The organism is Metabacillus sp. cB07 (assembly GCF_016839225.1).
GTDB classification, from domain to species: Bacteria; Bacillota; Bacilli; order Bacillales; family Bacillaceae; genus Bacillus_P; species Bacillus_P indicus.
In genome coordinates, this window is record NZ_CP069296.1 from 1,211,693 (window position 1) to 1,225,038 (window position 13,346).

Sequence of the window (13,346 nt, forward strand, 5' to 3'; positions counted from 1 at the left end):
GCAAAGCCCTTTTCGTCCTTATTTTACAGGACGGGGAGGGCTTTTTTTATTCCAAGGTTTTTGTTCTTAGCATCATAAAATTTCTTTCAGGCAGTTGATAAAGTGTCATAATGCGGCGTGATATAACCCTTTGTACAAAGAGGGAGTAGCTGAAGGGGTCATAAGCCGTTGAGAAATGACCCTTCGTACAAAGAGGGAGTAGCTGAAGGGGTCATAAGCCGTTGAGAAATGACCCTTCGTACAAAGAGGGAGTAGCTAAAGGGTTATAAGCCGTTGAGGAATGACCCTTCGTACAAAGAGGGAATAGCTGAAAGGTCATAAGCCGTTGAGAAATGACCCTTCGTACAAAGAGGGAGTAGCTAAAAGGTCATAAGCCAGGGAGATATAACCCTTCGTACCAAAAAGAAGGTGCTGAAAGGTCATAAGCCAGGGAGATATAACCCTTCGTACCAAAAAGAAGGAGCTGAAAGGTCATAAGCCAGGGAGATATAACCCTTCGTACCAAAAAGAAGGAGCTGAAAGGTCATAAGCCAGGGAGATATAACCCTTCATACAAAAAAGCGGCAGCTAAAAGGTCGTAACCCGGCGGCACTTTTGCCCAAAAAAATCTTCCATCCATCTACTAAACTAAAGGAGGCCAACCCTCATGAAAAAACGGATTGTTGTTAAAATCGGGAGCAGTTCTCTTACGAACAGGAAAGGAGAAATCGATCAGGAAAAGTTCACCGATCATATTGCAGCGCTTGCGCGGCTGAGACAAGCAGGGCATGAAGTGCTGCTCGTTTCATCGGGTGCTGTTGCGGCAGGTTTCCGCAAGCTTGGTTATCCGGCCAGACCCCTTACGCTTAAAGGCAGGCAGGCCGCGGCTGCTGTCGGCCAGAGCCTGCTGATTCAGGCGTATATGGTTCAGCTTGGGGCATATGGCTTTGTTCCTGCCCAGATCTTGCTGACCCGGACGGATTTTTCATCAAAAGAGCGTTACAGAAATGCTTTTGCAACAATTCGCGAACTGCTAGACAGAGGCATCATCCCGATTATCAATGAAAATGATACGGTTTCTGTTGAGGAGCTGACGTTTGGTGATAATGACATGCTGTCTGCACTTGTCAGCGGGCTTGTTCAGGCCGATGAGCTCGTTATTTTAACGGATATCAACGGACTGTATGACAAAAATCCGCGCGATCACACAGATGCGAAAAGGTATGACCGTTTGACCGGCATTACGGATGAAATGATGCTTGGAGCAGAAGGAGCGGGGTCTTCAGTCGGAACCGGCGGGATGAAATCCAAGCTTTCTGCGGCGAAAACTGCCATTGAGCTTGGGGTATCTGTTTTTATCGGAACGGGAAGAGGCGACGATAAGTTCATTCGCATTCTAAGTGGTGAAGGCGATGGAACCTACATAGAAGCCCGCTCTTTCCTTAAAAGCAGCAAACAGTGGATTGCCCTTCATTCTTTAGTCAAAGGGAAAATTTTTATTGATGAAGGAGCAGAGTCTGCTCTCATTATGAAGGGGAAAAGTTTATTGCCTGCAGGTGTTTGCGACATTTCGGGAACATTTGAATCCGGTGACGTTGTGGAAGTTCACGGGCCGAACGGAGTGCTTGGAAAAGGAGAGGTTTACTGTTCCTCTGAAACATTAAAGCAGGTAATGGGAAAACGGACAAAAGAAGCAGGAGCTGTGCTTGCATCCATCGAAGTGATACACCGCGACCGATGGGTCAAAGCGTGAAACGGAGGGATAACCATGAGTGAGGTTATGAGGAAAGGGAAAGTTGCCAAGGCGGTCAGCTATGACATGATGCAGGTGCCGACAGAAGAAAAAAACCGTGCACTGGAACAAATAGCAGGGCAGCTTGAAGCAGAGCGTGATTTTTTAATAAAAGAGAATCAAAAAGATATTGAGGCCGGAAAAAAGGCGGGCATGACAGATTCCATCCTTGACCGCATGCTGCTGACTGAACAAAGAATCGATGATATGGCTATTGCGATTCGCCAGTTAATCAGTCTGGAGGATCCTGTAGGAGAGGTCCTCGAGACGATCCAAAAAGAAAATGGGCTGCTTATCCAGAAAAAACGCGTGCCGCTCGGCGTAATCGGAATGATTTATGAAGCGCGGCCAAATGTGACGATTGACGCTGCAACTCTGTCGCTGAAAACAGGAAATGCCGTCATTTTAAGGGGAAGCTCTTCGTCCATCCATTCAAATAAAGCGCTCGTCAGCGTGATCCACCGCGCACTTGAGCAGTCATCGATCCCTCATGAAGCGGTTCAGCTGATTGAAGACACGAGCAGAGAAACCGCCAAACAGCTTTTCACGTTAAATGAATACTTGGATGTACTGATTCCGCGGGGCGGAAAAAACCTGATAGATACTGTAGTCAGAGAGTCAACCGTTCCAGTACTGGAAACTGGTGCAGGAAACTGCCATATTTATATTGATGAATCTGCTGATCCTCAGATGGCAGAGAAAATTGTGATCAATGCTAAAACACAGCGTCCATCTGTCTGTAACGCAGCGGAATCACTGTTGATTCATGAAAAGTGGCTTCATCAATACGGAGCAGATTTACTCAGCAAATTGAATGAGCTGTCTGTAAAGATTGTGGGAGATGAAAAAATCTGTTCTCATTTACGTGATGCCGAACTTGCGTTAGAAGAAGACTGGGCTGCAGAATACCTTTCATTAAAAGTAAGTATAAAATCAGTAGAGAGTACTGATGAAGCAATTCAGCACATAAACCGTTATGGAACAAAGCATTCAGAGGCTATTGTTACCGAAAATAAAAATGATGCATTGAAATTTCAGAATCTGGTCGATGCTGCAGCAGTCTATCATAATGCATCCACTCGTTTTACTGACGGCTTCGAATTCGGATACGGTGCCGAAATCGGCATCAGTACGCAAAAATTGCATGCAAGAGGACCTATGGGGCTTAGTGCCCTTTCCACAATAAAATATATTATTACAGGTAGGGGTCAGATTAGAGAATAAGAAAAAAGGAAGCTGCAAACCGGCGCAGCCTCCTTTTATATGCTTTAAAGAAAATCTTCAGCTTTTTACTAGAAAAAGAGGGTAGTTGACGGAGGGAAGAAGTTTCTCAAAAAGCCTGAACCTTCGAGTGATTGAAGGAATGCTTCGAAGTCATCACTGTTAAGGGATGATAAATCACTGATTACTTCTATTTCCGGAACGGAGATAGTTGCAGGAAATAGACCAGGAGCACTTGGTGCAAGTCTCACGATACAGCCTTCATCTTCAAACGCAAGCTGACCTGCAAATGTACCTCCAGATGTAATAATTGTAACATTCTGACCGTCTAATCTTTCCAGCTCATCTTCCCAAAATTTACATGGCTTATTATCTTTTGACAATTTTAACTCTCCTTTGCATTGAAAAATAATTTATAAAATGGGTTAAAAATAAAACGGGTAACCTCATTTCGTTCTTACAATATATACATTTTTAATCATTTAGGAACGGCAAACGACCAAAAAACTCCTCAGAGACCTGGACAATTACCGGTAATTGTTCAGTTCTTCTGCTGCCACAAATGCCACGTATTCATTAATGGACAGTGAGGAGAGATCAGTAACATTTTCAATTTCTCTTAGAGATATTGCTGAAGGAAGCAAACCTGGGGCATTGGGGGCTAAGCGAATAATTTCACGATTTTGCGTGAATGTTAATGAACCAGCAAATGTACCACCAGAGGTAACAATGGCTACATTTCTGTTCCGCAATCTAAGCAGTTCACTTCTTAAACCTTTTCTGCTTTCGTCTTTAGACAATAAAAGCACACTCCTTTACATAAAGAATATAAAAAGAAAAGAAAAGGTATAAATGTAAAATAATACCTTTTTCCTTTTGCTATATTATATAGAATCAGACAAGATCAGTTACGGTCAATCGCCTGTTGTTGAAAAAACAGTGAAAATGCTGATAGACTGCTGTTTAGCATGGTATTAAAGGGAGTATGTTCTTAAAGTGAGGGATATGACTCTAAGGAAATGGGTACCGTTAATGTCATCTTTGCCTCAAGAAACATACATATGTGATGAAGGTTAAAATCAGCGGTTTAAAGGCGGTATGTATCTATGAAGGGAGTCATACTTGCAGGCGGATCAGGGTCTCGATTGGACCCATTTACAAAAGTCATGAATAAACACCTGCTGCCAGTAGGAAGGTACCCAATGATTTATTGGACTATAAAAAAGCTGAGCAATGCAGGTATAAAAGACATTATGATTGTCACAAATAAGGAGCACATCGGTTCTTTTAAGAGCATGCTCGGCAATGGAGATATATTAAATGTTTCTCTTCAGTATGAAGTTCAGAAAAAGGATGGAGGCGGTGCAGCTGATGCTCTCCTGTGCTCCTGCCGCTTTGTTCAAAATGAAAAGTTTGTCGTGCTGCTGGGAGATAATATTTTCGAAGATTCGTTAGTTTCTTTTGTAAACGAATATAAAAAACAGTCATCAGGGGCTAGAGTTTTTCTGAAAAAAGTCAAGGATCCGGAACGTTATGGTGTAGCGGTTCTGAATCAGGATGGCAGTCAAATAGAATCTATCCATGAAAAACCGCAATGCGCGCTATCTCCCTATTGTGTAACCGGAATTTATATGTATGATTCTCTTGTTTTCAACTATATTAAAAAACTGCGTCCCTCTGATCGCAATGAACTTGAAATTACCGACGTCAACAAGATGTATCTAGCAAACAGCCGGCTTTATTTTGATATATTAGAAGGATGGTGGGTTGACGCAGGCACGCATGAATCCCTTTTTCAGGCAAACCAGCTTGTAAATGGCATGACAGATTGGGAGGCTGATCTATGACAAAGCATGTCTTGATTTCAGGGGGCGCGGGCTTTATCGGGGCGAACTTCATCACCTATCTCTTAAAAAATAGCGATTATTCAATTACAAATGCAGATTTTCTGACGTATGCCGCCAGTTCAAAGAATATTCATTCCTTTAACGCCTCAGGACGCTATCGATTTATTCAATATGATATTAGCAGCCTGGAAAAGGAATCTCTGATCTTTGATCAAAAATATGATGCCATCATTAATTTTGCTGCAGAAACACATGTAGATCGAAGTATTTCGGATGCGTCTCCTTTTATTTCTACAAATATTAACGGAACATTTCATCTCCTTCAGGCTGTCCTGACCGGAAAAGCAAATAAAATGATCCAAATTTCTACGGATGAAGTCTATGGCTCTCTTTCCCGCAGTGAACCTCCTTTCACAGAGCAGTCCGCTCTTTTACCCAATAATCCCTATTCAGCAACTAAAGCAAGTGCCGATCTGCTTGTCCGCTCCTACTATCAAACTCACAGCCTGCCAGTGATTATAACTAGATGCAGCAACAATTACGGCCCTATGCAGCACCTTGAAAAGTTTATTCCCAAAGTTATTACGCATGCCCTAACGGATAAAAAAATTCCTCTGTACGGCGATGGACTAAATATCCGTGACTGGATCTATGTGGAGGACCACTGCAGGGCTATTTACTCGGTGCTTGAAAAAGGAATATCGGGAGAAGTCTACAATATTGGCGGAAATACCGAAAAAACAAATAGAGAAGTCATAGAAGAAATATTAAAACAGACTGGCAAAGACATTAACCTGATTGAGTATGTCGAGGACCGTAAAGGCCATGATCGCAGATACGCCATAGATTCATCTAAAATAGAAAAAGATCTTGGATGGTCACCTTCAATTTCCTTTCATGAAGGTATCAAAAGAACAATAGAATGGTATAGACAAAGGCTCGGTTGAAAGCAGGTGATGTCTTGAATGTACTGATAACAGGTGCAGGCGGTCAATTGGGAAGAGAGCTCTCAAGACAGCTGCAGCAAAACCAGCAGGTAACAGCTCTTACAAAAAGTGATTTAGACGTAGCAAATAAAGAGGAAGTCCAGAAAGTCATCGGTCAAAAAAACCTGAAATGATTATACACGCAGCGGCATTTACGGATGTTGACCAGTGTGAAGCAAATCGCAGAAAAGCCTTTGAGGTAAACTGGCGGGGGACTGCAGCCGTAGCCAGAGCTGCAGAAGCTGTCCAGGCACGATTGATTTATATCAGCACAGATTATGTATTCGACGGCAAAAAAAAAGCTCCTTATACAGAAGCTGATACTCCTTTTCCGCTTTCAGTTTATGGTTTGAGCAAGCTGTATGGGGAGAAGTGTGTTCTTGACTATAAAAGAGGCACAGTTATTCGTACATCTTGGCTATTTGGTCATAAGGGAAAAAACTTCTTAAAAGCCATTCTCAGGCAGGCCAAAGGAGGTAATGTTCTCAGAGTCGTAGAGGATCAAATAGGCTCTCCAACCTATGTAAAAGATCTGGCGGAAATCATCTTGAAACTGGATCAGAAGACGACCGGCATCTATCACGTTTCAAATACAGGTGCCTGCTCCTGGTATGAATTCGCCAAAGCCATTGTTCGCGAAGCAGGCCTCAATTCCGGGAAGGTGTTTCCGGTTTCAACAGATCTTTATGGATCGATTGCCAAAAGGCCTGCATATTCAGTCATGGCTCATCATGCACTGGAAAGAGCAGGGTTTGCCCCGCTGCGTCCCTGGCAAGAAGCTCTAAAAGACTTTTTTAATAAGGAGAATTCGGATGATTGACGGGGTGAAAACAAAGAAACTCGTAAAGCACCTGGATGACCGGGGATTTTTTGCCGAGCTCATAAGAGAAGATGAACCGGAATTTCTTTCAAAGTTCGGGCAGGCATCTTGGTCAATGAGCTATCCTTCTGTGATTAAAGCCTATCATTATCATGAGAAACAAGATGATCTGTGGTTTTTTCCTTCAGGCAATGCGCAAGTTGTTCTATATGATCTCAGGGAGCACTCCCCGACTAAAGGACAAACGGATGTCTATTATATGGGCGAAAACAATCCGATTATGCTCCTGATTCCAAAAAGTGTTGCCCACGGCTACAGGGTTCTTGGAGAGAAACCGGCCGTCATCATTTATTTTACAACTGAACCCTACAATCCCCTTGAACCCGATGAAAAACGAATTCCGTGGAATGATCCTGTTATTGGGTTTAACTGGGAAACAGAGAACAGATAAAGAGCCTTTTAAAATGGAACGTAATGACGTTCCGGATTAAAAGGCTTTTCTCTATCCGCAGTTCGTGCGATTTTGCTGAGATCCTGGATATTCCACTTCTCTTTAAATTGCTTTTCGCTGTTTTTTACTGTTTTTATCTGAAGTGTCCGGTTTGTTTTAAAGCTGCTGTTTCCGTAATGATGAATGAATACATCATTAGCCACCCAGAGTTTTTTTCCATAAATTCTCGCCCTAAGTGAAAAATCTGTATCTTCAAAATACCCTGGGGAAAAACGTTCGTCAAATCCTCCGATCGCCTCTACTAATGAGTGTTTGAAAATCATGCAGAGGCCGCTTAAATGACTGGCCTGAAATCCTTGCTGGTTGTTTTTTTGAGAGAACTCGTTTGCGAAATTGTGCATTTGCTCCATTGAATGATAGGGGACTTGCCGGACGGCTTGATGAGGCAGGACCAAATTCGATCTTGGTCCTGCAATACCTGCTTGAGGCTGATGATCTAAACACCATTTCAAGCGTTTTAGCCATTCCTTTGTCACGACAGTATCATTGTTTAAAAGGACGATATATTCCCCTGCCGCTTTATTCAATCCTTGATTGCAGCCTGCAGGAAATCCTTTGTTTTCATTATTTTTAATCAAAATAATGCCAGAAAGGGATTCCAGATAAGCAATGGTCCCGTCTGAAGAAGCATTGTCAACTACAATGATCTCGATTTTCTCAGGTGTATGTTCCATCAGACTGGCAAGACACTTTTTCGTGTAAGAAAGGCCGTTGTGAGTGAGAATGATAATGGATGTTAATCCTGAGTTATTCATTCGGATTCCCCTCACTGTCGGTATTTATTTTTTTAATGACTCGGGCAGGAGCTCCATAGACAAGACTGTGGTCCGGTATATCCCGGACCACAACTGATCCTGCTCCTATAATGCATCCGGTTCCAATTGTTATTCCAGGTATGATGCTGACACCGGTCCCAATATCTGTACGACTGCCTACTGTCACAGTTCCTGCAAGGTTAGAACCGGGGCCGATATTTACAAAATCTCTGATTTTGCAGTCATGATCAACACTAGCCAATGTGTTGATAATACAGCCTTTTCCAATACTAGCATCTGCATTAATGACAGCCCCTGCATTAATAAAACTCCCTTCACCTATTAAAGAAGAAGGACTGATAATCGAACGGTCATGGATGATGACAGGCAATTTCCTGAGATGATTAATCAGCTCCTGCATCTTTTTTTCCCGGATGAAAACATCCCCAATAGCTGCATGCCACGAATCAATTTTAAGATCAAATGCAGCTCTTGTAGCTTCTTCATCTTTTAATACTTTGTAGGAAGTGAAAAATGGTGAGTCAGGAAAAAATTTTGTGAAAAAAGTGACCGAGGAAAAAGTACTTTTACTCATAAGTGCTTCAAGCACTGTTTTACTGTGGCCGCCCGTTCCGATGATTCCCCATCTCATGCTTTCAAATCCTTGAATATTTGCATCATTTCCATGTGACTGATTGTTTTGACTTTGTCAGAACGATAATCAGTAAGACTTGTTTTTTTAAATGCCCCGTTTTTAGGCAGGATATGAGAAATGGCAAACATTTCGTCATTTTCATAGACATTCTGCAACTCATGTTCAGAAGCCAGTTCTTCATAAAGCTTTTCGCCTTTTCTTGCTCCGATAATGGCGATTTCCGGTTCAGTGATCTGATGATCTTTTGCATATTGTTTCAGACCGACAACTAAATCAGACAGCTTCAGTGCTTTCATCTTCAGAATATAGGTTTCTCCGCCATCAGAATATGCGCATGCTTTAATCGTAAGCTGCACTGCTTCTTGAATGGACATAAAAAACCGAGTCATGCCAAGGTCTGTTATGGTCAATGGCTGGCTGTTCATCAGCTGATCAAATAAGAGCGGGATAACGGAACCTCGAGAACCGAGAACATTTCCAAACCTTACTGAGCTGAAAGTTGTTCCATGGTTGTTAAGTTTCATATTTGCCTGATGAAACAGCTTTTCAGACAGAAGCTTTGTTGCCCCCATCGTATTTGTAGGGTTAACCGCTTTATCTGTACTAATATTGATAACTTTTTTAACATGGTTTTTTAAAGCAGCTTCTATGAGATTTATGCAGCCTAAAAGATTGGTCTTGATCGCCTCATCTGGATTATCTTCACAGGCAGGCACCTGCTTTAACGCAGCAGTATGAAAGATAAAATCAACATCCGTGCATATATATTCCACCCGGCGGTAATCACGAATGTCGCCGATTAGGTAATAAATATTTGAATAATCTCTTAATGCTTGTTTCATCAAATATTGTTTACTGTCGTCTTTGCTGAAAACAATAATTTTCGCTGGAGAATAGTTTACTAGTTCCCTGACAATCTGGCTGCCGATTGAACCTGTACCTCCGGTAACGAGGATCACTTTATCTTTATAGAAGGTGTGCAGATTTGAATGAACAGTTGAAGGGTGATTCTGGTTAATATTAAAAACCTCCTTTATAAAGAAATTGAATTAGGTACGTCAGTAGTATCATATGTTTTCCGGTTCAAAATGGAGTTAGGAAATGCATACATTTTTCCATCCGAAATCTATTAGTCTGTCCCTATTGATAGGACAGAATTGCAATGATAGACGGCAAGAATCATTCCATCTGTCCGTATTAGGTCAAGACAAATTCTTCCGGGACAAGCCCGGAAAACATGACAGAAAAGCGATCAAATCTGGAAATGGCATCTGATTTTTAAAAAGGACTGGCCTATTTTTACTCTTTTCTTCTGATGCTTGCAAATAGGAATATACTGGTATTAGAAAAAGGTTTGAGGATGCATCACCTATTTTTCATTGAGTAGGCTCTTGGTACAGGCGAAAAGAAGGTTGGAAAATATGATAAAAGAGACGGAAAAGAAGCTTTTATTACAAGATTGCCTTACTTAAAAAAGGAGAATGCAGGAATGATTCCTTTATCGAAGCCCGATATTACATCTTTAGAAAAGAAATACGTGATGGATGTGTTGGATTCAGGAAAATTGAGCTTGGGAGATAAAGTCAAAGAATTTGAAGGCAAGTTTAAGGATCTGCTGAACGTTTCTTTTGCTGTGGCTATGAACAGCGGTACAAGTGCGTTACATGCAGCAGTAAAAGCGCTTGGGCTTACTGAAGGAGATGAGGTCATTACTTCCCCTTACAGTTTTATAGCATCAAGCAATTGTTTACTGTACGAAGGTGTAATGCCTGTGTTTGTTGACGTACATCCAGATACAGCCGTTATGAATGAAAAGCTGATTGAAGCAGCTGTGACGGAGAAAACGAAAGCAATCCTTGTTGTTCATATTTTTGGGCATCCGTGCAATATGGATAAGATTATGGAAATCGCTTTGAAGTATGACTTAAAAGTGATTGAAGATGCCTGCGAAGCCCTGGGTGCGACTTGGAAAGGCAAGCTTGCCGGAACGTTTGGGGATGCTGGCATATTTGCTTTTTATCCAAATAAACAGATCACAACTGCAGAGGGCGGAATGCTTGTTACACAAAAGAAAGATTTGTATGAGGTTTGTGCAAGTCTTCGCAATCAGGGGAGAAACATCAGTAATGAGTGGCTTATTCACGAGAGGCTTGGCTACAATTACAGGCTGTCAGATGTACATGCGGCTATTGGAATTGGCCAGATGGAAAGACTTCAGGAAATCTTAGCGAAAAGAAAGAAAGCTGCTGACCATTACCGCAGCTTAATTGATCATCATCAAGTGCCTGTTGCTTATCTCACTGAGCATCCTGACGCTGAAATCAGCTGGTTTGTGTACCCGGTTCTTGTCCCTGAGACAGCTGACCGTGATGAGGTAATGAAAGAGCTTTTGGAAAAAGGTATCCAGACTAAGCCTTATTTCCCTTCCATCCACTTGCAGGCTTTTTATAAATCTCTCTTTCAAACAAAAGAAGGAGACTTTCCATGCGCTGAAATGCTTGGAAAGCGCTCTTTGGCTTTGCCGTTTTTTAATGATTTAAAAGAAGAGGAACAAGAATTTGTTATCGCTGCTCTTAAGGAGCTTCTAACGAAGGAGCAAGGATAATGCTGAATCTGCAAAATGGAGCATTTATTATTGCGGAAATTGGGGTTAATCATAACGGATCTTTGGATATGGCGAAAAAACTGGTGGATGAAGCTGTCCGTGCAGGGGCAGATGCTGTGAAATTTCAAATGTTTCAGGCAGACGAATTGACAACAAGAACCGCCGGACTAGCAGACTATCAAAAAAAGACAATGGAAGCAACTCAGCATGAAATGCTCAAAAAACTGGAGCTTTCTTACGCAGATTTTATTGAACTGAAGAAATACTGCGACAATAAAAATGTTTTTTTCATGGCAACACCGTTTGACGTGAAAAGCGTGGATATATTGGACGAAATCGGAATGAAGGTTTTCAAAGTAGGGAGCGGAGACCTGACTAATTTCCCCCTGCTGAAGCAAATCTCCAAAAAGAAGAAACCGATTATTCTTTCAACTGGCATGGCTCTGCTGGAGGAAATCGACAGAACCATCAGCTACCTGCAATCTCTGAATGAAAAACAGGAAATCTGTATTCTTCACTGTACGTCAAGCTATCCGGCACCTGAAGAAGAGCTCAATTTGCATGTGATTAAAGACTATATTAACCGCTATCCATTTACAATTGGCTATTCGGATCATTCATCCGGCATCCATATACCTGTAGCTGCTATAGCGCTTGGAGCAAAAATTATTGAAAAACACCTTACTCTGGATCAGACACTGCCGGGACCGGATCATGCTGCTTCAATGCCGGCAGAAGAGTTCAAAGAGATGGTGCGGCAGATACGGTTAACAGAGACGGCCCTCGGATCTCCACACAAGCAATTGACAAACCTTGAAACACAAGTTAAACCTCTTGTCAGAAGAGGTCTTTATCTGAAGTGTGACCTGCCGGCCGGTACTGTGGTGACTGAACTGGATCTGGTTGCCCTGCGTCCATTGGAAGGCATAGAAGCTAATGAGTACGAGAATGTTTTAGGCAAAATTTTAAAGACTTTTAAAAAACAGCATCAGCCGTTATCCTGGGATGATTTTTTATGAATAAAAAACATATTGTCTGTCTGACAGGAACCCGTGCAGACTATGGAATCTATCGGAACCTTCTTCTTTCTCTCGATAAAAGCGAAGATTTTTCCTTATCGCTTATCGTAACGGGCATGCATGTCATCCAAGAATATGGAAATACCATTGAGGCTATTAAACAAGATAACCTTCAAATTGCAGCTTCACCTGCCATTTTATTAAAAGGTGACAGCGAACTTGCCATGTCTCAATCTTTAGGTCTCGGCATCCTTTATTTTTCAACTATCTTAGATGAAATAAGACCGGATTATCTGCTCGTTTTGGGTGATCGGGGTGAAATGCTTGCGGGTGCAATATCCGCTCATTATTTAAACATCCCCATCGTTCACTTTCATGGAGGGGAGTTCAGCGGTTCAGCCGATGACTCTATTCGCCATGCTATATCAAAGCTTGCACATCTTCATTTTGTTTCATCTGATAAATCCCGCACCAACCTATTGAACCTCGGAGAAGAAAAATGGAGGATACAAGTGATTGGAAGCTTGAGAAAGACTGAAATTAATGAAGTGAAAAACATGAATAAGTCACAGATGCAGGAGCTCAAAAAGAAATATTCTATTGATTCTAAAAGTAAGCTTTTCTTAGTAGTTTTCCATCCGGATTCAAGGGATTCAGTGCCAGTAGCCATACAAATTGACACGCTGATTTCTTCGCTTGATTCGTTCAAACATCAGCAAATGATTTTCATTGGAGCAAACAGTGATGCAGGCGGAGAATTGTTCAATCAGAAATTCCGGCAATTCTGCAGTCAGCATGCGGAACAGTCAGCCTTCTTTTCGTCCGTTCCTCAAAAAGACTATTTGTTCTTACTAAGCCAAGCGGATGTATTAATAGGAAATTCAAGCAGCGGGTTAATAGAAGCGCCTTTTTTTCACCTTCCTTTCGTATTGCTTGGAAATCGGCAGAATGGGAGAGAGAAAGGAAGCAACGTAATCGAAATCCCCTATGATGAAAAAGCAGTGGTGAATGCTGTCAGCAGCCTGCTGCATTCAAAGAAAATCGAATCCAGCAACCCATATGACGTGACAAACTGCCCGGAATCTCATGTACTTGCCGTGTTAAATAAATCAATAGATCAGTGGCGGCTTTTGAATAAGAAGGCAGGTGAATAAAG

13 protein-coding genes and 1 pseudogene are annotated in these 13,346 nt (G+C 41.9%); 9 read left to right on the forward strand and 5 right to left on the reverse strand.

From position 1 onward, the window contains the following. The first annotated feature begins 646 nt into the window (after positions 1-646). Positions 647-1,732: a glutamate 5-kinase gene (gene proB, locus JOJ89_RS06110; protein WP_203289881.1), complete on the forward strand. Its 1,086-nt coding sequence runs from the start codon at positions 647-649 to the stop codon at positions 1,730-1,732. A 15-nt stretch (positions 1,733-1,747) separates the two neighbouring features. Next, a complete protein-coding gene (locus tag JOJ89_RS06115; protein ID WP_203289882.1) occupies positions 1,748-2,995 on the forward strand; it encodes a glutamate-5-semialdehyde dehydrogenase in 1,248 nt (415 codons plus the stop codon). Positions 2,996-3,063: 68 nt separating this feature from the next. Here JOJ89_RS06115 and JOJ89_RS06120 read toward each other — a convergent pair whose 3' ends face one another. Together JOJ89_RS06120 and JOJ89_RS06125 are read right to left on the reverse strand one after the other, a co-directional pair. Next, on the reverse strand, positions 3,064-3,375 hold the full coding sequence (locus JOJ89_RS06120; RefSeq protein WP_203289883.1) for a hypothetical protein: 312 nt from the start codon (positions 3,373-3,375) through the stop codon (positions 3,064-3,066). A 144-nt stretch (positions 3,376-3,519) separates the two neighbouring features. After that, positions 3,520-3,792, reverse strand: a complete 273-nt coding sequence (locus JOJ89_RS06125) for a hypothetical protein (protein ID WP_203289884.1) — start codon at positions 3,790-3,792, stop codon at positions 3,520-3,522. Positions 3,793-4,098: 306 nt separating this feature from the next. On the opposite strand from JOJ89_RS06125, the gene JOJ89_RS06130 reads away from it, so the two are divergent. The 4 genes and pseudogenes from JOJ89_RS06130 (at position 4,099) to JOJ89_RS06145 (ending at position 7,096) form a co-directional block, all read left to right on the forward strand. Next, positions 4,099-4,839: a sugar phosphate nucleotidyltransferase gene (locus JOJ89_RS06130; RefSeq protein ID WP_203289885.1), complete on the forward strand. Its 741-nt coding sequence runs from the start codon at positions 4,099-4,101 to the stop codon at positions 4,837-4,839. After that, positions 4,836-5,786 (forward strand): dTDP-glucose 4,6-dehydratase, encoded by a 951-nt coding sequence (gene rfbB / locus JOJ89_RS06135; protein WP_203289886.1) that lies wholly within the window; start codon positions 4,836-4,838, stop codon positions 5,784-5,786. The genes JOJ89_RS06130 and rfbB overlap by 4 nt, the downstream gene beginning before the upstream one ends. A gap of 47 nt (positions 5,787-5,833) precedes the next feature. Continuing rightward, a pseudogene (rfbD, locus tag JOJ89_RS06140) lies at positions 5,834-6,645 on the forward strand (dTDP-4-dehydrorhamnose reductase). Continuing rightward, positions 6,638-7,096 (forward strand): dTDP-4-dehydrorhamnose 3,5-epimerase family protein, encoded by a 459-nt coding sequence (locus JOJ89_RS06145; RefSeq protein ID WP_203289887.1) that lies wholly within the window; start codon positions 6,638-6,640, stop codon positions 7,094-7,096. Before rfbD ends, JOJ89_RS06145 begins: the two are co-directional and overlap by 8 nt. 8 nt (positions 7,097-7,104) lie before the next feature. On the opposite strand, the gene JOJ89_RS06150 is transcribed toward JOJ89_RS06145, so the two are convergent. The 3 genes from JOJ89_RS06150 to JOJ89_RS06160 are packed head-to-tail and all read right to left on the reverse strand — an operon-like array spanning position 7,105 to position 9,525. Beyond that, positions 7,105-7,911, reverse strand: coding sequence for a glycosyltransferase family 2 protein (locus tag JOJ89_RS06150; RefSeq protein WP_203289888.1), 807 nt, complete (start codon positions 7,909-7,911; stop codon positions 7,105-7,107). Continuing rightward, a complete protein-coding gene (locus JOJ89_RS06155; RefSeq protein WP_203289889.1) occupies positions 7,904-8,563 on the reverse strand; it encodes an acetyltransferase in 660 nt (219 codons plus the stop codon). Before JOJ89_RS06155 ends, JOJ89_RS06150 begins: the two co-directional genes overlap by 8 nt. Next, positions 8,560-9,525, reverse strand: a complete 966-nt coding sequence (locus JOJ89_RS06160) for an SDR family NAD(P)-dependent oxidoreductase (RefSeq protein WP_242524669.1) — start codon at positions 9,523-9,525, stop codon at positions 8,560-8,562. Before JOJ89_RS06160 ends, JOJ89_RS06155 begins: the two co-directional genes overlap by 4 nt. A gap of 530 nt (positions 9,526-10,055) precedes the next feature. Between JOJ89_RS06160 and JOJ89_RS06165 the strand changes: the two genes are divergently transcribed. The 3 genes from JOJ89_RS06165 to neuC are packed head-to-tail and all read left to right on the forward strand — an operon-like array spanning position 10,056 to position 13,344. Continuing rightward, positions 10,056-11,171, forward strand: a complete 1,116-nt coding sequence (locus JOJ89_RS06165) for a DegT/DnrJ/EryC1/StrS family aminotransferase (protein WP_203289890.1) — start codon at positions 10,056-10,058, stop codon at positions 11,169-11,171. After that, positions 11,171-12,190 carry an N-acetylneuraminate synthase gene (neuB, locus tag JOJ89_RS06170; RefSeq protein ID WP_203289891.1) on the forward strand — a complete coding sequence of 340 codons (1,020 nt, stop codon included), beginning with the start codon at positions 11,171-11,173 and terminating at the stop codon, positions 12,188-12,190. The genes JOJ89_RS06165 and neuB overlap by 1 nt, the downstream gene beginning before the upstream one ends. Further along, positions 12,187-13,344: a UDP-N-acetylglucosamine 2-epimerase gene (neuC, locus tag JOJ89_RS06175; protein ID WP_203289892.1), complete on the forward strand. Its 1,158-nt coding sequence runs from the start codon at positions 12,187-12,189 to the stop codon at positions 13,342-13,344. The genes neuB and neuC overlap by 4 nt, the downstream gene beginning before the upstream one ends. Positions 13,345-13,346: the final 2 nt, after the last annotated feature.

Coding starts and splice junctions, on each gene's coding strand:
- proB (WP_203289881.1), top strand. CDS start 647: ATGAAAAAACGGATTGTTGTTAAAATCGGGAGCAGTTCTCTTACGAAC.
- JOJ89_RS06115 (WP_203289882.1), top strand. CDS start 1,748: ATGAGTGAGGTTATGAGGAAAGGGAAAGTTGCCAAGGCGGTCAGCTAT.
- JOJ89_RS06130 (WP_203289885.1), top strand. CDS start 4,099: ATGAAGGGAGTCATACTTGCAGGCGGATCAGGGTCTCGATTGGACCCA.
- rfbB (WP_203289886.1), top strand. CDS start 4,836: ATGACAAAGCATGTCTTGATTTCAGGGGGCGCGGGCTTTATCGGGGCG.
- JOJ89_RS06145 (WP_203289887.1), top strand. CDS start 6,638: ATGATTGACGGGGTGAAAACAAAGAAACTCGTAAAGCACCTGGATGAC.
- JOJ89_RS06150 (WP_203289888.1), bottom strand. CDS start 7,911: ATGAATAACTCAGGATTAACATCCATTATCATTCTCACTCACAACGGC.
- JOJ89_RS06155 (WP_203289889.1), bottom strand. CDS start 8,563: ATGAGATGGGGAATCATCGGAACGGGCGGCCACAGTAAAACAGTGCTT.
- JOJ89_RS06165 (WP_203289890.1), top strand. CDS start 10,056: ATGATTCCTTTATCGAAGCCCGATATTACATCTTTAGAAAAGAAATAC.
- neuB (WP_203289891.1), top strand. CDS start 11,171: ATGCTGAATCTGCAAAATGGAGCATTTATTATTGCGGAAATTGGGGTT.
- neuC (WP_203289892.1), top strand. CDS start 12,187: ATGAATAAAAAACATATTGTCTGTCTGACAGGAACCCGTGCAGACTAT.